The organism is Chryseobacterium sp. T20 (assembly GCF_047345655.1).
Taxonomy (GTDB): Bacteria; Bacteroidota; Bacteroidia; order Flavobacteriales; family Weeksellaceae; genus Chryseobacterium.
Genome location: NZ_JBLFDU010000003.1, coordinates 267,945 through 285,963 on the forward strand (window position 1 = coordinate 267,945; position 18,019 = coordinate 285,963).

At 36.5% G+C, this 18,019-nt stretch carries 16 protein-coding genes; 12 read left to right on the top strand and 4 right to left on the bottom strand.

The features are described 5' to 3' along the window. Positions 1 to 11: 11 nt before the first annotated feature. The 6 genes from nadB (at position 12) to ACMA47_RS09760 (ending at position 7,893) form a co-directional block, all read left to right on the top strand. Positions 12 to 1,583: an L-aspartate oxidase gene (gene nadB / locus ACMA47_RS09735; RefSeq protein ID WP_413929637.1), complete on the top strand. Its 1,572-nt coding sequence runs from the start codon at positions 12 to 14 to the stop codon at positions 1,581 to 1,583. 12 nt (positions 1,584 to 1,595) lie between these two features. Then, on the top strand, positions 1,596 to 2,456 hold the full coding sequence (nadC, locus tag ACMA47_RS09740; protein ID WP_413929638.1) for a carboxylating nicotinate-nucleotide diphosphorylase: 861 nt from the start codon (positions 1,596 to 1,598) through the stop codon (positions 2,454 to 2,456). Positions 2,457 to 2,664: 208 nt separating this feature from the next. Further along, positions 2,665 to 5,250, top strand: coding sequence for a TonB-dependent receptor (locus tag ACMA47_RS09745; RefSeq protein ID WP_413929639.1), 2,586 nt, complete (start codon positions 2,665 to 2,667; stop codon positions 5,248 to 5,250). 86 nt (positions 5,251 to 5,336) lie between these two features. Further along, a complete protein-coding gene (locus ACMA47_RS09750; RefSeq protein ID WP_034691532.1) occupies positions 5,337 to 5,768 on the top strand; it encodes a hypothetical protein in 432 nt (143 codons plus the stop codon). Between the two features lie 67 nt (positions 5,769 to 5,835). Further along, positions 5,836 to 6,828: an aspartate-semialdehyde dehydrogenase gene (locus ACMA47_RS09755; protein ID WP_047427247.1), complete on the top strand. Its 993-nt coding sequence runs from the start codon at positions 5,836 to 5,838 to the stop codon at positions 6,826 to 6,828. Between the two features lie 57 nt (positions 6,829 to 6,885). Further along, positions 6,886 to 7,893 carry a cation diffusion facilitator family transporter gene (locus ACMA47_RS09760; protein ID WP_413929640.1) on the top strand — a complete coding sequence of 336 codons (1,008 nt, stop codon included), beginning with the start codon at positions 6,886 to 6,888 and terminating at the stop codon, positions 7,891 to 7,893. 21 nt (positions 7,894 to 7,914) lie between these two features. Here the strand turns inward: ACMA47_RS09760 and ACMA47_RS09765 are convergent, their stop codons facing one another. Further along, complete coding sequence (locus ACMA47_RS09765) at positions 7,915 to 8,352, bottom strand: exosortase F system-associated membrane protein (RefSeq protein ID WP_413929641.1); 438 nt, start codon at positions 8,350 to 8,352, stop codon at positions 7,915 to 7,917. Then, a complete protein-coding gene (gene xrtF / locus ACMA47_RS09770; protein ID WP_413929642.1) occupies positions 8,339 to 8,869 on the bottom strand; it encodes an exosortase family protein XrtF in 531 nt (176 codons plus the stop codon). Before xrtF ends, ACMA47_RS09765 begins: the two co-directional genes overlap by 14 nt. Positions 8,870 to 9,098: 229 nt before the next feature. On the opposite strand from xrtF, the gene ACMA47_RS09775 reads away from it, so the two are divergent. The 6 genes from ACMA47_RS09775 to ACMA47_RS09800 all read left to right on the top strand — a co-directional run bounded on the left by ACMA47_RS09775 (position 9,099) and on the right by ACMA47_RS09800 (position 13,539). Continuing rightward, a complete protein-coding gene (locus ACMA47_RS09775; RefSeq protein ID WP_413929643.1) occupies positions 9,099 to 10,118 on the top strand; it encodes an aminoglycoside phosphotransferase family protein in 1,020 nt (339 codons plus the stop codon). Between the two features lie 102 nt (positions 10,119 to 10,220). Further along, positions 10,221 to 10,637 (top strand): ATP-binding protein, encoded by a 417-nt coding sequence (locus ACMA47_RS09780; protein WP_413929644.1) that lies wholly within the window; start codon positions 10,221 to 10,223, stop codon positions 10,635 to 10,637. A 70-nt stretch (positions 10,638 to 10,707) separates the two neighbouring features. Beyond that, positions 10,708 to 11,421 carry a nucleotidyltransferase family protein gene (locus ACMA47_RS09785; RefSeq protein ID WP_413929645.1) on the top strand — a complete coding sequence of 238 codons (714 nt, stop codon included), beginning with the start codon at positions 10,708 to 10,710 and terminating at the stop codon, positions 11,419 to 11,421. A gap of 9 nt (positions 11,422 to 11,430) precedes the next feature. Then, positions 11,431 to 12,183, top strand: coding sequence for a TIGR00730 family Rossman fold protein (locus ACMA47_RS09790; RefSeq protein WP_114819820.1), 753 nt, complete (start codon positions 11,431 to 11,433; stop codon positions 12,181 to 12,183). A gap of 58 nt (positions 12,184 to 12,241) precedes the next feature. Beyond that, positions 12,242 to 12,712 (top strand): DUF6702 family protein, encoded by a 471-nt coding sequence (locus ACMA47_RS09795; RefSeq protein ID WP_226798727.1) that lies wholly within the window; start codon positions 12,242 to 12,244, stop codon positions 12,710 to 12,712. Between the two features lie 275 nt (positions 12,713 to 12,987). Then, on the top strand, positions 12,988 to 13,539 hold the full coding sequence (locus ACMA47_RS09800; protein ID WP_034691547.1) for an inclusion body family protein: 552 nt from the start codon (positions 12,988 to 12,990) through the stop codon (positions 13,537 to 13,539). A gap of 77 nt (positions 13,540 to 13,616) precedes the next feature. Here ACMA47_RS09800 and ACMA47_RS09805 read toward each other — a convergent pair whose 3' ends face one another. Together ACMA47_RS09805 and ACMA47_RS09810 are read right to left on the bottom strand one after the other, a co-directional pair. Beyond that, complete coding sequence (locus tag ACMA47_RS09805; RefSeq protein WP_413929646.1) at positions 13,617 to 15,041, bottom strand: DUF5689 domain-containing protein; 1,425 nt, start codon at positions 15,039 to 15,041, stop codon at positions 13,617 to 13,619. A gap of 26 nt (positions 15,042 to 15,067) precedes the next feature. Beyond that, positions 15,068 to 17,947, bottom strand: a complete 2,880-nt coding sequence (locus ACMA47_RS09810) for a carboxypeptidase regulatory-like domain-containing protein (protein WP_413929647.1) — start codon at positions 17,945 to 17,947, stop codon at positions 15,068 to 15,070. Positions 17,948 to 18,019 lie beyond the last annotated feature (72 nt).

The window sequence follows — 18,019 nt, forward strand, 5'->3', positions numbered from 1 at the left end:
AAAGCCAGCATATGATAAAAGCGGATGTATTAGTAATTGGTTCCGGCATTTCCGGACTTTCCTATGCCATTAAAGTTTCTGAACAGCACCCTGATGCCAAAATCATTATTGTAACCAAGTCTGACGAAGACGAAAGCAATACCAAATATGCACAAGGCGGTCTCGCTGTCGTTACAGATTTTCAGAATGACAATTTTCAAAAACATATTGACGACACGATGCGTGCCGGTGACGGAGAAAATAAACGTGATGTCGTAGAGATGGTGGTAAGAGAAGCTCCTGCAAGATTCAATGAAATTGTAGAATGGGGAGCACAGTTCGATATGAAGAACGGCAAATTTGCTTTAGGAAGAGAAGGCGGTCATACTGAAAACAGAATCGTCCATCATAAAGATATCACAGGTTTTGAAATCGAAAGAGCTTTACTGGAAACAGCCAATAACAGCCCGAATATTGAAATTCTTGACCATCATTATGTCATTGACATCATTACTCAGCACCACGTTCCGGGAAAAGAACTTAATGAAGGAGACATCCACTGCTACGGAGCTTATATTCTGGATGAGAAATCCAAAACCATCAAAAAAATAACTTCTAAAATAACACTGGTTGCCACAGGAGGTGCCGGACATGTTTATAAAAATACTACCAATCCTACGATTGCAACAGGAGACGGAATCGCTTTCGTTGCCCGTGCCAAAGGAAAGGTTTCCAATATGCAATATTACCAGTTCCACCCGACAGCTCTATACAGCAAAATGGATGGAATGCTGTTTTTAATTTCAGAAGCCGTTCGTGGAGATGGAGCAAAATTAAGAACCAAAAGAGGCGAAAAATTCATGCATAAATATGATGAACGTGAAGAACTAGCCTCAAGAGATATTGTAGCAAGAGCCATCGACGCTGAAATGAAAATTACCGGAGATGAATTTGTTGGCTTGGATTGCAAGGAAATGAACCATGAAAGATTCTTAGAACATTTCCCGAATATTTATAAAAAATGCAAAGACGAAGGAATTGATCCTTTCACTCAATTGATTCCTGTCGTTCCAGCCTGCCATTACCTAATGGGAGGAATTGAAGTAGACAGAGACGGACAGTCTTCCATCAGAAATCTTTTTGCAGTAGGAGAATGTACCAATTCAGGACTTCACGGTGCCAACAGACTTGCTTCAAACTCACTTCTTGAAGGCTTGGTTTTCGGGCATAATGCAGCCATGAAAACAGTAGACCTTCTCAATGAAAACAATTTCAACTTTGATGATCTGAAAGCCGTTCCGGAATGGAATGAAGAAGGAATGAAAATCATGGACGAAATGGTTATCGTCAGCTATCTGAGAAAACAACTTCAGGAAATGATGAGCGATCTTGTAGGTATTGTAAGAAGCAACAGACGTCTGAATATGGCATTGCAAAAACACCAGGAAATTGCGGCTGCTGTTGATGAAATATACCACTACTCCATTCTTTCACCACAACTTTCAGAATTAAGAAACTTAACAACCGTTGCACACCTCATCATTACCCAATCCATGGAAATGACAGAGAATAAGGGAGCGTTTTATAATAAAGATTTAGCTTAAAAGCATAATATAATGAAAAGACCAGCATACGTAACAGATAAAGCATTAAAAGCATTCATAAAAAGTGCGCTTGAAGAAGATATTCAAGATGGTGATCATTCTACTCTTTCTACTATTCCACAGGATCTTGTGCAAAGTGCCAGGCTTTTGGTAAAACAGGATTGTATCCTTGCAGGTGTTGAGCTGGCTGAAATTATTTTTAAAACATTTGACAAGAATTTAAAAGTAGAGGTTTTTATTAAAGATGGAACTCCATGTAAATTCGGAGATGTAGCTCTTATTGTTACAGGAAGTGCAAGGTCTATCCTTTCCACAGAGAGATTTGTTCTTAACTGTATGCAGAGAATGAGTGGTATTGCAACTCTTACTCATGAGTGGGACTCAAGATTAGTAGGAACGAAAACTAAACTTTTAGATACAAGAAAAACAACTCCTAATTTCAGAATGTGTGAAAAATGGGCGGTGGCTATTGGCGGAGGAACCAATCACAGATACGGTCTTTATGACATGATCATGCTGAAGGACAATCATATTGATTACAACGGAAGCATTACCAACGCAGTAGCAATGGCAAAGGATTACGTTAAAAAGAATAAGAAAAAATTAAAAATAGAGGTTGAAACCAGAAACCTTGAAGAAGTTCAGGAAGCCATCAATGCAAAAGTTGACAGAATCATGTTGGATAATATGGATGTAAAAATGATGAAGCAAGCTGTAAAAATGATTAACGGCTCTTGTGAATCTGAAGCTTCAGGTGGAATTACCCGTGATATGTTGAAAGAAATTGCCTCCACAGGCGTTACCTATATCTCTGTAGGAGCCCTTACACACTCTGCTGAGAATATAGATCTGAGTCTCAAAGCAGTGAAATAGCGTTGAATTTTTAACAAAAACACCCCCACTTTGTTAAAAATTCAATAACATGACTTTTTTCATACAAAAATTCAATTTTTAGCCATAATATTGATTTTTAACACTTTAACATTATTAAGACTGATTAAAAATTAACATTGAGTTAATAATAGTTAAATTTTATTTTGCGAATTTTGCAGAAAATTAAATCTAATTATTACTAACGATTATGAAATTAATCAACAAATCAATACTAACTGCGGTTATTACATTATCTACAGCTAGTGTTTATTACGCTCAAGAAGTTCAGGATTCTACGAAAACTAAATCTAAGGACATTGAGGAGGTAATCTTAAGAGGTGTTACGGATATCGCTAAAGATAGAAAAACGCCTGTTGCAGTATCTACAATTAAAGCTGCTCAAATCCTTGAGAGACAAGGAAACCAGGAGTTGGTAGAATTGCTAAACACAACACCATCAGTATATGCTACAAAAGGTGGTGGTGGATTTGGAGATTCTCAGATCACTATGCGTGGATTTGAGTCTAGAAACATTGCAGTAATGGTAAACGGTATGCCTGTAAACGATATGGAAGGTGGTACTGTTTATTTCTCAAACTGGACTGGACTATCTGACGTAACAAGTACTATGCAGGTACAAAGAGGGCTTGGTTCTTCTAAATTAGCAATTGCTTCTGTAGGAGGTACTATGAACTTCTTAACAAAGTCAGCAGACATGAAAAGAGGTGGAATTCTAAGATTCGGAGTTGGTAACAACGACTACCTTAAAACCTCTTTTGCTTACAATACAGGTAAATCTGAAAATGGATGGTCTTCTTCTATCTTGATGAGCAGACAGGCTGGTAGCACTTATATTGAAAACACACAATACGAATCTTACGCTTATTATTTTGCATTAGGATGGGAGCCAAATAAAAAACATAACTTCCAGTTTACACTAACTTCTGCACCTCAATGGCATAATCAGAGAACATTCTCTCCAACAATCCAAAATTATATAAAATACAATCCGGATCATGATGGAACACCATACAGACAATATAACTCTGATTATGGTTATTACACTGATGCAAATGGAAATAAAGTATCATTAGCTAACAGAGCAAATTATTACTCTAAGCCTGTTATGATGCTAAACTGGGACTGGACTATGAGTGAGAAATCTAAGTTAAGTACAGTTTTATATATGTCTAACGGTAGAGGTGGTGGAACCGGTGAAATTGGTAGAGTTGGTGGAAAAGGAATTACAGATGCATCTTTCATTGATACAGAAGGTCATTTCAACTACGATGCTATTTTTGCGGCAAACAAAGCTGTTAACGTAAATACTGCAGGTGCTGGTAGTACTTTGATCCGTAGATCAAGTATCAATTCTCACAACTGGTATGGTATCTTGGCTAACTTCCAACATAAAATCAACGACAACTGGAATTTCTCAGTAGGTACAGATGATAGATATTATTATGGATACCATTATCAAGTTGCTTCTGACTTGTATGGAGCTTCAGGATATAAGGATAGTAATAACAAAAATATTGCACCTAATATTGTCAACAAAACTTATAATTATCAACAATTAGCTTGGAATCCATTTGGAGGAAAAACAGCTCCTATCCAAGATCAAATTGGTTATAGTAATGACGGAGAGGTTATCTGGTACAGTGGTTTTGGTCAAGTTGAATTCACTAAAAATGATTTCTCTGCATTCCTACAAGGATCAGTTTCTAACCAAGGATACCAAAGAATTGATAACTTCATTCAAGATGGTGTAACTAAACAACAAGGACAAGTTGTCAATACAAAAACAGGATTCAAAAACCTTTTTGGATATAACATTAAAGGGGGAGCTAACTATAACATCAATGCAAATCACAATGTTTTCGCAAATGTTGGATACTATAGCAAGCAACCATTCTTTAACTCTGTATACCCAAGTAACTTCCAGGTAGTTAACCCAACTTTAACTAACGAAAAAATCTTCTCAGCAGAAGTTGGATATGGTTTCAGATCTCCAAAACTTAGTGCAAATGTAAATGTTTACAGAACACAATGGGGAGACAGATGGTTAAGAAGAACTAACCAGACATTTACACTACCAGACAATACTACAACTACAGGATATGCAGAAATTAGTGGTATTACTGAAGTTCACCAGGGAGTAGAATTTGACGCTGTTTACAGACCAACTAATTATCTTGAATTCCAAGGTATGTTCTCTTGGGGTGATTATTATTATAAAGGAAATGCTACAGGTGCTGCTTTTGATGATAACAACAACCCACTTACCTTAGCTGGATCTTCTACATCAACAACTCTTTACTTAGATAAAGTAAAAGTAGGAGGAACAAGTAATAACAGTATTCCTCAGATGACTGCATCATTAGGAGCTACTGTAAAGCCAGTAAAAGATCTTAGCATCTTTGGAACTTGGAGATACGTAGGTAAACTTTACTCATCAATTGATATTGCAACATTCTCTAACCAAGCAGCTCAAGATAAAGGAGTAATGAAATTACCAGATTTCAACCTGTTTGATGTAGGATTCTCTTACAAAATCAGACTAAGAGACAGTTCTCAGTATTTCACTATTGGTGCGAATGTTTATAACTTGTTTGATACTACTTATATTTCTGATGCATCAACAAATGTATTCACAAAAACTAGTGATCAGTTTGCTACAGCAGCACAATATGAGGCTTATCAATCTACTCTATACAAAGGAATTGACCCAACTAACCGTGTACTTTTCGGATTCGGAAGAACATGGGCAGCTAACTTATCATTCAACTTCTAATAATATCACAATATTAGATTTTATAAATATCAATCCCGGCTTTGAGCCGGGATTTTTGTTATCTTTGTGTACAAAAAAATAGGATTATGGATTTTTACAACATTTTACTTAATGCCCATAAAGGTTTCGGGTATCTTGAAATTCTTTTGGTAACATTATTTGTCATTGCACTTTTAGCTACCATGTTCGGTTTCAGTGGAAAAGTGAACAAATTTTTGAAGAAAACAACTCTTTTCACAATGATTTTCTTCCACGTTCAGTTTTTATTAGGGATCATTATGCTGATCACCACTTTCAGCAAAGGTTTAAACATGGGAGAAGTAATGAAAAATGCAGCATTAAGATTCCAATATGTTGAACATCCATTCTCTATGCTTATTGCAGCAGTTTTGATGACCATCGTCAACAAAAAAGTAAAATCCAATGATACTATTTCTTTAGGAGTAGTAATTATGGGATTAATTGCAGTAGGTTTATTTGCATTTGCATTCCCTTGGACAAGAGTCTTCGGGGCTTAAAACAGACAAAGAAATTATATGCGTTATAATTTATAAATAGTTTAATCTTAAATTTTTAATTAAATCAATGAAAGTAGCTGTAGTAGGTTCAACAGGAATGGTTGGACAAGTTATGCTTAAAGTTTTGGAGGAGAGAAACTTCCCTGTAACAGAATTAATCCCGGTAGCATCCGAAAGATCTGTAGGCAAGAAGGTGAAGTATAAACAGAAGGAATTTACCATCGTAAGCATGAAGGACGCTATAGCTGCCAAACCGGATATTGCAATCTTCTCTGCGGGTGGTTCTACTTCTCTTGAATTCGCTCCTCTGTTTGCAGAAGCAGGAACAACAGTCATTGACAATTCTTCTGCATGGAGAATGGATCCTGACAAAAAATTAGTCGTTCCTGAAATCAACGCTGATGTTTTAACAAAAGAAGATAAAATCATTGCAAATCCGAATTGTTCTACCATTCAGTTGGTCATGGTTCTTGGACCTTTGAACAAAAAATATGATTTAAAAAGAGTCATTGTTTCTACCTATCAGTCTGTAACAGGAACAGGAAAAGCTGCTGTAGACCAGTTAAACGGTGAAATCAGCGGAGACGATTCTACTGAAAAAGTATATCCTTATCAAATCTTCAAAAATGCATTGCCACACTGTGATGTATTTGCTGATGATGACTATACAAAAGAAGAGATCAAACTGATGAAGGAGCCTAAGAAAATTTTAGGAGACGATACCTTTAACTTAACAGCAACCGCTGTAAGAGTTCCGGTTCAGGGAGGACATTCTGAAAGTGTAAACATCGAATTCGAAAATGAATTTGAACTGGACGAAGTAAGAAAAATATTATCTGAAACTCCTGGAGTAATCGTAATGGATGATGTAAAAAACAACCACTACCCGATGCCATTATATTCAGAAGGAAAAGACGAAGTTTTCGTTGGAAGAATCAGAAGAGATCTGTCACAGCCTAAAACGCTCAACCTCTGGATCGTTGCTGACAATCTGAGGAAAGGAGCAGCAACAAACGCTGTACAAATTGCAGAATACCTTGTAGCAAACAACTTAGTATAAACTAACAAAATAAAAAGAGTCTCAGAATTGAGATTCTTTTTTTTATCAAACACAATTATGAACACCCAGAAAAATGCCCATAAAGAGAAAATAGGATTTCAGAAGCTTATTGCAACATTCGGAATCATCCTTTTTGTCGGAAAAATTATAGCGTGGAAGCTGACCAATTCTGATGCTGTATTTTCTGATGCCATGGAAAGTATTGTGAATGTCATCAGTGCATTCATGGGACTTTATTCTCTCCATCTTGCAGCCAAACCTAAAGATGATGATCACCCGTATGGCCATGGGAAAGTAGAATTCGTGACTTCCGGAATTGAAGGGGCTTTAATTGCCATAGCCGGTGTTATGATTATCTACGAAGGAATTCACAGTCTTATTGTAGGGAAAACACTGAGCAAAATTGATCTTGGGATATGGATTATTGCTGCCACTGCAGTTATTAATTATCTGTTGGGATATATTTCTATTAAAAAAGGAGAAAGAGAAAACTCTCTGGTTCTTATTTCATCCGGTAAACATCTTCAGTCGGATACCATTACAACCCTTGGCGTGGTTGCCAGTTTAATTATTGTATACTTCACCAAAATCTATTGGCTGGACTCTGTAGTAGCATTAAGTTTTGGACTTTATATCATATTTGTAGGCTATAAAATCGTTCGAAAGTCTCTGAGCGGCATTATGGATGAGCAGGATCCTGAAATATTAAATCAGGTGATTAAAATCCTTGAAGAAAACAGACAAATAGAATGGATTGATGTGCACAATATGAAAATCCAGCAATTTGGTTCTTCCTTACATATTGATGCCCATATCACGCTTCCCTGGTATTATGACCTTCGCGATGCTCATGGAGAAATGGAAAAGGTAATCATCCTTCTTGCTAAAAATATTAAACGTACTATTGAGTTCAATTTTCATATGGACGATTGCAAACCGATTTCATGCTCAATCTGCCAGATCAAAGAATGTCCTGTTCGCGAAAAAGGCTTTGTAAAGCTTGTAGAATGGACACCCGAAAATGTCACAAGTGTAGATAAACATACCATCTCTGGAGGTGAGTAAGGAAATTCAGTTTTGGCTTTATCAATTTGATTTAAGTACCATCTGTTTCCGATAATAGAACATTGGAACAATCAAAAGGATAATCAACGGCTGAATCACAAATCTTCTCATATAAAAAGAAAAAAGATATCCTATTTCGAATTTGCTGTGAATGCAGTACAGGTAAATCGGGAATGTAATGGCAAAAACTACAATCATCATTACAGCGCCCTGCAAAGTCCATTCTTTATTTTTAAATAAACCATAAATAATCAGACAGGAAAAAATAAGGTTTAAAATAAACCTGAACATATGTCCGGCAATCAGTTTTCCCCATTCAAAGACAGGGAACTCAATATGTTTATTGGCTTCGTGAAAGTAGTCTAAAAAAGGGTCATAAAAAAGAGTTCCTTCCAAAGCTCTTACCCCTATCAATCCGCATACACCTGCGATAACCAGAAACCAGCTAAGAATTTTCATGTTTTAAGGCAAAAAATTTAATCCAGATCAGCCAAAGGACAACCACACTTCCATAAATAATGGCAGGAAAAATAAAATCGTGAAACATCTTTCCGTATTCCTTATAGTCAGACATGACGATATTCAATCCCACAATTCTTAAAAGATTGATAACGTACAATAATACCAATCCCGCTCCCACAAAAACAAAAGTTTTCGTTCCTTTATAAAAAGCAAAAACAAAAGACACAAATAAAATGATAACAGAAATCGCATTACAGCCTTCCACCATTCTCGTCACATAATCCTGTTTAACATAAAACCAAACCTGTTCGTTCTTTACATCGTCATAAAGTTCTGTAGGGTAACCTATCGAATTCTGAAGAGCTGTCACCTGATTGGCAATCATTCTTGAAAAAGAATCCAATCCGGAGTCTTTCCCACTATTCAGATAGAACTGATAGGCAAAAAGCAGCACCAGATAAATAATAATAAAACGCAATAAGATACCCAAAACAGGTTTAAAGTCTTTCAGCATATTACAAAGATAAAAATTAGCGTGTAATATCCTGAATTTGAATGAAAAAAGTTAAAAACAAGAGTTCAAACCGTATAATCGCCAGGCTTACACTGAAAATTTTTCACAAAAACAGTCAATAAAACCAAAATTCTACAGCTCCATAATAATAACTCTTTGATCTTCATCCATCACTTCTTAAATCTATCATTTCCAACTCATGTTAATTTAGTATATTTGTTTCCATATTATGACTTCTGATAACGCAAAACGATTTTTTGAAAACCATATAGGTAAAAAATCTTCTGAATTCGTCACATTAGCTCAAAGCGGCTCTGCGAGGGTCAATTTTCTGGCCACTACAGGTACTGAAAAATACATCATCACGTACAATGAAAATCTTCCGGAAAATGAAAGTTTTCTTTACTATTCCAAAGTATTCTCTGACCTGAGTCTTAATACTCCTTCCATTCTTGCTGTTTCAGATGACAGGAAAATGTATATCCAGGAATTTTTAGGACAGCAAACGCTTTCCGAGGTGATTACAAAAGAACAATTATCTCCCACTGTAAAATCTTTGGTTAAGCAGACCTTAGAAAAGCTTTACCAATTGCAGCTACAGACTCAGGGGAAAATTGATTTTTCAAAAACCTTTGAATATGAAAGTTATGATGAGCTTCCTGTGATTCATGATCTTTATTACTTCAAAAATTTTGTCGCCGATTTTCTGGAACTTGAATACAACAAGTCTACTCTTCTTAAAGAGTTCAAAAAAATTGCAGTGCTCATTGAGAACCTTGAACCTAAAGGAATTATGATCCGCGATTTTCAGGCGAGAAATATTATGGTGAATGAAAAGAATGAAGTCTCTTTCATCGATTACCAATCAGCAATGAAAGGTCCGTTAATGTATGATGTCATCTCTTTTCTTTTTCAGGCTAAAGCCAATTTTCCGGAAGATTTCAAACAGGAAATGCTGGAATATTATATTCAGCAATTCGAAAATCCTGAAACAAGAATTCAACTGAAAAATGCAGTGATGCCTATTCAGATGATGAGATTTTTACAGGTTTTGGGAGCATACGGATTTAGAGGATTGATTCAGAGGAAGCAACATTTCATGGCCAGCCTTGAAAAAGGGATACAGAATATTACCCAATTTGCAGACTCATGGGAACAGATGAATAATTATCCGGAACTGAAAAAAGTAATTCAGCAACTGACATCAGAGAAGGCAAAGCAAAAAATTGAAGAAATAATAAATAAATAAGTCTTCGGCTTCGCTCAGACTGACAGATTGAAAATATTTGAGCAAAGCACAAAGCAACTTCAACATAACTAAATAAGCCTTAATGGTTTAAAAATAAAAAATATGCTACACATCGAGATACACAGTTTTTCTTACAAAAAAGGAGGAATTCCTAAAGACAATTCAGGAAATGGCGGAGGTTTCGCTTTTGACTGCCGTGGAATCTTAAATCCTGGAAGAATCGAAGAATATAAAATCCAGACCGGAAATGACATCGGAGTTCAGGAATATCTGGAAACAAAAACAGAAATGCCAAAGTTTTTAGAACTTATAAAGTCTCTGGTTTCCATCAATATTGACGATTATCTTGCAAGAGGCTTTGAACATCTTCAAATCAACTTCGGATGTACAGGTGGACAGCACAGATCAGTATATTCCGCTATAAAAATTGCAGAATTCATCAAAGAAAAATATCCTGAAGGAACTCAGGTAACCCTTCACCATGATGAACAACCGCAACTGAACATTAGTAATCAGTAATGATCAATAAGTAATTTTCTTCTTATACTTCTCTATTACTCATTACCAATCACTCATTACTTATAAAATTATGAAAGCTTTAATTTTTGCAGCAGGAAAAGGTACCAGGCTTAAGCCATTTACAGATCATCACCCAAAAGCACTCGCCAAGGTAAATGAAATTCCGCTTCTGGAAAGAAATATTAATTACCTGAAAAGCTTCGGAATAAAGGATTTTGTTATCAACATTCATCATTTTGGAGAACAGATTATTGATTTTCTGAATAAAAACAATAATTTCGGTTGCAAGATTGAAATCTCTGATGAAACCAATGAGCTTCTGGAAACTGGTGGCGGCTTGATATTTGCAAGAAAATTCCTGGATCACGGAGAAGATTTTTTAATCATGAACGCTGATATTCTAACCGATCTGAACATCAATGCATTGGTAGAATACCACAAAAAGATAAAAGATTTTGCTACTTTAGCGGTTTCGGACAGAGAAAGTTCGAGAAAACTCCTTTTCAATGATGATATGGTTTTGAGAGGCTGGCTGAATGTACAGACTGGTGAACAAAGATTAGCAGAATTCAATAAAGGCTTTAGAGCTCTTGCATTCAGCGGAATTCATTGTATCAATCCTGCCATCTTCGAAAAAATAAAAAGAACAGGCAAATTCTCTGTTATGGAAGAATATCTGGATCTGATGCAGACCGAGCATATACATGGTTTTGTACACGACAGTATTCTTATTGATGTCGGAAGACCATCATCCATAATAGAGGCCGAAAAACATTTTAAATAATTTTTTGCAATGGAAATTGATGGAACCAGGGATGAAAGTTTAGTAAATCCAGAACTTGATAGTAACGAAACAAAATTGCATAACAGTTTCAGACAGAAAACCTGGGACGAAACAATCACCAAAGACAGCTGGATGGTCTTCAAGGTCATGGCTGAATTTGTAGACGGCTATGAAAAACTGGCTAAAATTGGCCCATGCGTTTCTATATTTGGCTCTGCCCGACTGAAGCCTGAGAACAAATATTATGAAATGGCAGTAGATATCGCTGAAAAGATCACCAAACTAGGTTTCGGAATTATTACCGGAGGCGGTCCGGGGATTATGGAAGCAGGAAATAAAGGTGCTTTTAATGCCAAAGGGAAATCTATAGGCCTTAATATTGATCTTCCTTTTGAACAGCATTTCAATCCTTACATCAACAAATCCTATTCGATGAACTTTGATTACTTTTTCGTGAGAAAAGTAATGTTTGTAAAATACTCTCAAGGTTTCGTAGTAATGCCTGGAGGATTCGGAACACTGGATGAGCTGACTGAAGCGATGACCTTGATTCAGACCAACAAAATTGGAAAATTCCCAATTGTTTTGGTAGGAAGTGAATTCTGGGGTGGATTACTGGATTGGTTTAAAGCAACTCTGTTAAAAGAAGGAATGATTGCGGAAGATGATCTTGATCTTTATCGTGTGGTAGATACTGCTGATGAGGCTGTAGCACATATTAAAGCCTTTTATGATAAATATTCTGTAAATGTAAATTTCTAATTGGCATATTATTTGTGACTTATAACTAGCAAGTATGATTGTAAATCTATTAATTAAGATGAAAAAACTTTTATATATATCAGGAATTTTAACATTTTTTGTGTTAATGAGTTTTATGTATGTAGACTTTTTCTCTTCAATGACCAAAGTTGACTATATTGATGGAAGCAAGACATTGAAGTTTACCACAAAAATGAATACAAGCCATATCTCTGATGCTATTAAAATCAACCCTAACACGGCAGGATTTGAAGCAGAGGTAAAAAAATATGTGAACAATAATTTTGATGTATTTGTCAATGGGTCTCCTAAAACGATTACCTTCACAGGAAGTCAGGTCAGTGGAGAAACTGTATGGGTATATTTTGAAACCGGAGGCGTTTCAGATATCAATACCTTAAAGATTAAAAATACGATCCTTTTAAGCGCTTTTCCTAAGCAGATCAATCTGGTGAACATTGCCTACAAAGGCAGCCAGAAAACAATGAACTTCCAAAGAGGAAAAGAAGTGAACGAGGTTTCTTTTTAAACGAAAATTAGATTTAACCATTATAAAATGGGTACCCTGGAAAGTTGAACTTTTCAGGGTATTTTTTTGGAACTTCAAAAAATCACTCAAAAGAGATTAATTAAGTACAAATACCTAATCCAAAATTTCAGCATTTTTACTCTAATATTTTCATTTTCAGCAATGTACATTTGTATTGTAATTACAACCCAATCAGTGAAGCCGTATCACTTTAATAACGGGGCGGAATCTGAAAAGCCCAATGAGTAAGAAAACACCAAACAAAACTAAATATCATGGAAGATATAGAACTAAAATCATCCAGTCAGGAAATTGATGTCCTGATCGTTATTGACACGGATTATGTAAGAGGAACGTATAAAAACCCTAGTACAGACCCTAATAATCCTACCGGAATTGATCATAACAGCCAACATATGATCGTTTCCAATGCCAACGCTATTTCCGGACAAGGTACAGCTGATCTGAATTTCAGTGCAAGAGCCGGGGATACTGTTTCTTTCAGAGGAACATCCATATACCAAAACTCCGATGATGCCGTAATCATCTATAATATTAAGTACTGGTCAGGCGATCAGGTTTTTAACAGCTTTATATACAATTCTGTGGAAAGAAAAAAGGCTGCTGTACCGAATTTGAATTCTCAAAATGGTCTTCCTGCTGCCAGCGCTGATATCACTTTTGCGAGTATCGACTCTAAAGTAAAAGCTACAGGAACAGAGAATTTCTATGTACAGTTTGGACTTTATATTTTAGATCCGAATGACAGTAACAAACAGATTCTGTACGGTTACTTTTACTGGGATCCAACGATTACAGTTAAATAAAAGAAAATAAAAAACCACTGCATCAGCAGTGGTTTTTGTTTTTATTAAATGAATTAAAATATATTCTATTCTAATTATTACTCAATTTTGATGTTATCAATCTGAAGATCATATATACCGTCTTTTCCTGTTTTAAGGGCAAACATAGTTTTTCCAGCGGTAGTATTAAGATCGGTAAGACCTGTAAGCGTAAGCTCAATCAGTCTCCATTGTCCGTTCGTATTGATAGAACCATTATATGAATTCGTACTTTCAGGACTTAAAGTAGCACCTGTAGAGAATGTTGCTAAATTGAATGTATAGAAAGCAGATGTATTAGGAGCTAACGGTGTTGCTCTGTATACATTGAAAGAAAGTGATTTTCCTGATGCGGTACCTTTGATATACATTGTAATTCTCTTTGGAGCTGCTGGCATTCCTGAAGCAGCATTCGCTGTAAATACATAGTCATTGCTGGCAGGCGTCCCTTTAATCTGAAGGGAATTTGTCCCGTTATACCCCAAACCAATACCCTGAGATGCATAAGACATAAGCCCAAAGCTGTTTAAACTTGATAGGAAAGATGGCCAGTTTTCAAAATCAGAGCTAGGGAAAAGATTGACAGCATTAGCTGATGGAAGCTCCGGCTCACCTGGAGTAAATCTGGCATTCGGGAAGTTAATATCATCAAGATTTCTGATATAAGCCTGATCTGTGAAAATTGTAGCATTACTTGAACTCGTAAAACGGCTCAAAAGAAGAACGATATCACCGCTTTTTTCATATTTAGGAGAGATAGGAGATTTCGCAAACGTTGCATAGTTGCTGAAACGAAGGTCTAATCTTCCTGCTTTTTTATCCGTAATATAACGGTCACCTGTAGCTGATTCGTCAGCAAAAGTTTTTGTCAGTTCAGGCTCTTCAAACTGAACGTTTTTAATTTTTACAAGCTGGTTGATGTGAGCACCGTTTTTCAAAGCATCAGAGATAGAATTGAACTCTAATGGCTTCATTGCAGCTACTACAGGCTTTTGCCCATCACAAACTCTTGCCAGGTAATTGGATACTTTATTCGGGTTAATTCTACCAATAGGATAGTTTGGATCATAAGTACCTACTTTGATATTTCCGTTAACACCTTGAACGATCAATCCTTTCAGGTTAATTCTTACTAAAGCTCCTGTAGGATAATCAAGATATTGGTTTCCGCCATCGATATCAATCTCAATCCCTTGAGTTGGGTTTTCAGGTTTATCCTGAAGGAACATCATTTTGTAAATATTTCCTGACTCATCACTTGAAGAAACATAAGCTTCTACGATGTAATCTTCTTTAATAATATCAGCTTCACCCGGTTTTGCTTTTGCAATGGTAGCAAGATCAGTTAGTGGGTGATTTGCAGCTGCAAATCTGTTGGTACACTTGATTTCCGGCACATCATAATCATCAGTTTTTACACAAGACGAGAAAGACAGCATTGAAATGGCACTGAAGATCGCCGCTTTAAAATATATATTTTTCATTGTTTTCGATTTTTAATTTTAGTTTTTTAGAATCTGAATTGAAGGTTAACAAAATAAGATCTACCCTGATTGTACCAATATTTAGGAGCGAATACCATGTTTCCGCTGTCATAATCATTAGCATAATCAGTATAGTTAACATTTCTGGTCTGCTCAAATCCTCCTGTAATATAGTTTCTGTTATTAAGGATGTTATTGACAGATCCGGATACCATTACATAATACTTACCAATCATCCAGGATTTCCCTGCATTCACATTGAAGAAGAATGCTGAAGGTAATTTTGTAGGCGTAAGAACTCTTGCCAGCTCCTCTTCAGTGACATTATCAGAAGGTACTCCAGGTGTATTTGGGTTGGTGTAGAATCTTTCTGTTCTGGTTACAGGAGATGGATCCAGGAACGAATGCCCAAAGTAGTTCCAAGTTGCTCCTACCCACCAGTAGTTTTTAGGGCTGCTGTAACGAAGACCTAGCGTATATGCCTCCTGAGGAGTACCACCCTGTCTGTAGTTTTTAAGAGTAGCCTCACCCATGTTGGTATAAGATCTTGATACGATATTTCCATTTCCGTCAAGCTCTCTGAAAGTTCCAACGGCATCAGATGCAAAATACACTGTAGGGTTATTGGTATACGTGTATTGTCCTAAACTTAATAACCCACTGGCAGTTAAGCTAGGAGTTACTTTCACTTGTGCACCAAGCTCAATTCCCATATTTCTCTTATTCGCACCTGCCAATACCTGCGTAATGAAAGCCCCATCCTGAATTGGAGCCTGTTCTCCACTTTCAGTTAAGGTCGTTAATTTAACACCCTGTGCAAAATATCTTTGTACGCTTGTTTCATTTTGTGTATTAACAAGGTAACCCGTCAATCTAAGTTTAACAATTGGGGTAGAGATTACGTAGCTCAAATCGTTAGCATCAACAACAACGTTCTTGATCCCCGGAGTAGTAACACCACTTACTCTTGTATTAAAGTAAATATCATTTAAGAAAGGAGATTGTGAAAAGTAAGCTCCATTATAAACCAGGAAGTTTCTACCATTGATTTTATAAGTAACCTGACCTTTAACCCCTGCATTCCAGAAGTTTTGATCTGCTCCTTTTCCGTAAGAAGACTCATACAGGTAGTGTTGGAACAATCCTTCTCTGCTGTTTGTTGTATAACCGAATAATCCGGAAATAAAAACATCAAATTTTCCTGTAGAGAATTTGAAAGCAGGGTTTATTTTGAATTCCTGTCTTCTGAAGATATAGCTATATCCGATTTTATCACCTTCTCTTTTGGCAACATCCGTATCGCTTTCTCTTGTATTGAATTTACCCCAAGCATTTCCTGCTGTTGTATTAGATGCAAAAGGATCCATATTCAATGCAAAATCAGCCCCTAGAAGATCATTCACTTCTCTGTACTGTTCAGATCTGTAGTTCTGATAAGATAAGTTTAAGATAAAACGGGAAGTATCGGTGAAGTTATACGTATAGTGAGTAGATACATTCCATACTTTATCATCTTTTACATCATCTACAAGATAATAAGCAGCTCTTCTTCCTCCAAGTAACGCATTGTATTCTACATTTCTGTTCGCGTTATAAAGATTATCCCAGTTGATCTGCGTGTGAGTTTGGTCATCATTCGTCCACCAGTCTCTTGTGATTCCGATGTTAGCCGCCTGTTCCGGAGACGGATTTGTATAGTTTAACCAATAGCTTGGAAGATTACGGTAATAAGTTGGAGACGGGTTATTAGCTCTGTACCAATCCAATCTTGAACTGTACTCTTTCCCAAACTGGTAAGAAACAGACGTCCACAACTGAGAGTTTTTATTGATTTTCCAGAAATCCTGTAATTGAATCATCGGCTGGAAGCCTCTTTTCACTCTTTCATTTCTTTTATCTCCGTTTTGCCATCCCCAGTAAGAGTTGTAATGAACACCTCTGAAGTCATATACTTCCTGAGTACTTGGACTTGAAGAGCTTCTCGCATATTTAGAACCTATGGCATTCAAAGTCATAGTATGGCTATCACTGAATTTCTTCTCAATACCGATATATCCGCTGTAAGCATCATACGCAGTACCATCCTGAATCCCTTCCTGTGCCCATCTCCTTGCGATCATTCCTGTAAATGCCCATCCGTTCTTATTCATTCCGGAAGAGAATCTGTAGGATAATCTGTTAGTATAATTTCTATTGGTTAGAGAGTACGTCAACTGACTTCCTTTTCTGTACTCGCTGGCTTTTGTATTCTTATAAAATACTCCGGTAGTTCCTCCGAAAGCATATTCTGAAGGGGCATGGTTAGCTGCAATTTCCGGATAACGGGTAATTTCGTTCAATCCTCCCCAGGTACTGAAGTCTACATCTCCATTATCTGCAGCGGCCATAGAAACCCCATTGATCATATTCTCACCTGTTCTGCTATCAATTCCTCTCGGACGGAACCAGTAGGGGCCTAAATCAAAACTTGCAATTCTGCTGAAAACATCCTGAGAAGATTGTAATAATCCTACCGTTGCTGTTTGCTGTGCACCACCGCCATCACTTTCTCCAGAGTCTTCTATGATAGCCAACCCTTGATCTGCACCATTCAATGCAGAATAAAGAGTAATTACTCCAAGATCTTTTCTTTTCTCATCACTGGTTACGTCAAATTCAAAAATTTTAGTTTCAAAATTGGGTTTTGTAACCATAATCTGATAATGTCCAGGCATCAAATCCTTAAATTGGAAATAACCGATTTTGTCTGCCTTTGCATCATTTCCTGCTCCTTTTAAATCTACACTTGCTTGCTCCACAGGCTTACCGTCTGCATCCTTAAGATACGCAAACACAGTGGTCTGCGCATAGTAATATGACGCAGGCAGCAAAGTAAATAAAGAGATCAATGATAATTTTTTAATCATGAGTATATTTATTTTTTAATACTTTTATTGTTAATTTTCAACAGTTTAAAAGTTGGGGGCACAAATTTAATC

Bases quoted from the DNA above. Each gene is read 5' to 3' on its own strand.
- ACMA47_RS09785 (WP_413929645.1), top strand. From the start codon at position 10,708: ATGAAAGCTTTAATTTTTGCAGCAGGAAAAGGTACCAGGCTTAAGCCA.
- ACMA47_RS09755 (WP_047427247.1), top strand. From the start codon at position 5,836: ATGAAAGTAGCTGTAGTAGGTTCAACAGGAATGGTTGGACAAGTTATG.
- ACMA47_RS09745 (WP_413929639.1), top strand. From the start codon at position 2,665: ATGAAATTAATCAACAAATCAATACTAACTGCGGTTATTACATTATCT.
- ACMA47_RS09795 (WP_226798727.1), top strand. From the start codon at position 12,242: ATGAAAAAACTTTTATATATATCAGGAATTTTAACATTTTTTGTGTTA.
- nadC (WP_413929638.1), top strand. From the start codon at position 1,596: ATGAAAAGACCAGCATACGTAACAGATAAAGCATTAAAAGCATTCATA.
- ACMA47_RS09775 (WP_413929643.1), top strand. From the start codon at position 9,099: ATGACTTCTGATAACGCAAAACGATTTTTTGAAAACCATATAGGTAAA.
- ACMA47_RS09780 (WP_413929644.1), top strand. From the start codon at position 10,221: ATGCTACACATCGAGATACACAGTTTTTCTTACAAAAAAGGAGGAATT.
- ACMA47_RS09810 (WP_413929647.1), bottom strand. From the start codon at position 17,947: ATGATTAAAAAATTATCATTGATCTCTTTATTTACTTTGCTGCCTGCG.
- ACMA47_RS09760 (WP_413929640.1), top strand. From the start codon at position 6,886: ATGAACACCCAGAAAAATGCCCATAAAGAGAAAATAGGATTTCAGAAG.
- ACMA47_RS09800 (WP_034691547.1), top strand. From the start codon at position 12,988: ATGGAAGATATAGAACTAAAATCATCCAGTCAGGAAATTGATGTCCTG.
- ACMA47_RS09790 (WP_114819820.1), top strand. From the start codon at position 11,431: ATGGAAATTGATGGAACCAGGGATGAAAGTTTAGTAAATCCAGAACTT.
- ACMA47_RS09765 (WP_413929641.1), bottom strand. From the start codon at position 8,352: ATGAAAATTCTTAGCTGGTTTCTGGTTATCGCAGGTGTATGCGGATTG.
- ACMA47_RS09750 (WP_034691532.1), top strand. From the start codon at position 5,337: ATGGATTTTTACAACATTTTACTTAATGCCCATAAAGGTTTCGGGTAT.
- nadB (WP_413929637.1), top strand. From the start codon at position 12: ATGATAAAAGCGGATGTATTAGTAATTGGTTCCGGCATTTCCGGACTT.
- ACMA47_RS09805 (WP_413929646.1), bottom strand. From the start codon at position 15,041: ATGAAAAATATATATTTTAAAGCGGCGATCTTCAGTGCCATTTCAATG.
- xrtF (WP_413929642.1), bottom strand. From the start codon at position 8,869: ATGCTGAAAGACTTTAAACCTGTTTTGGGTATCTTATTGCGTTTTATT.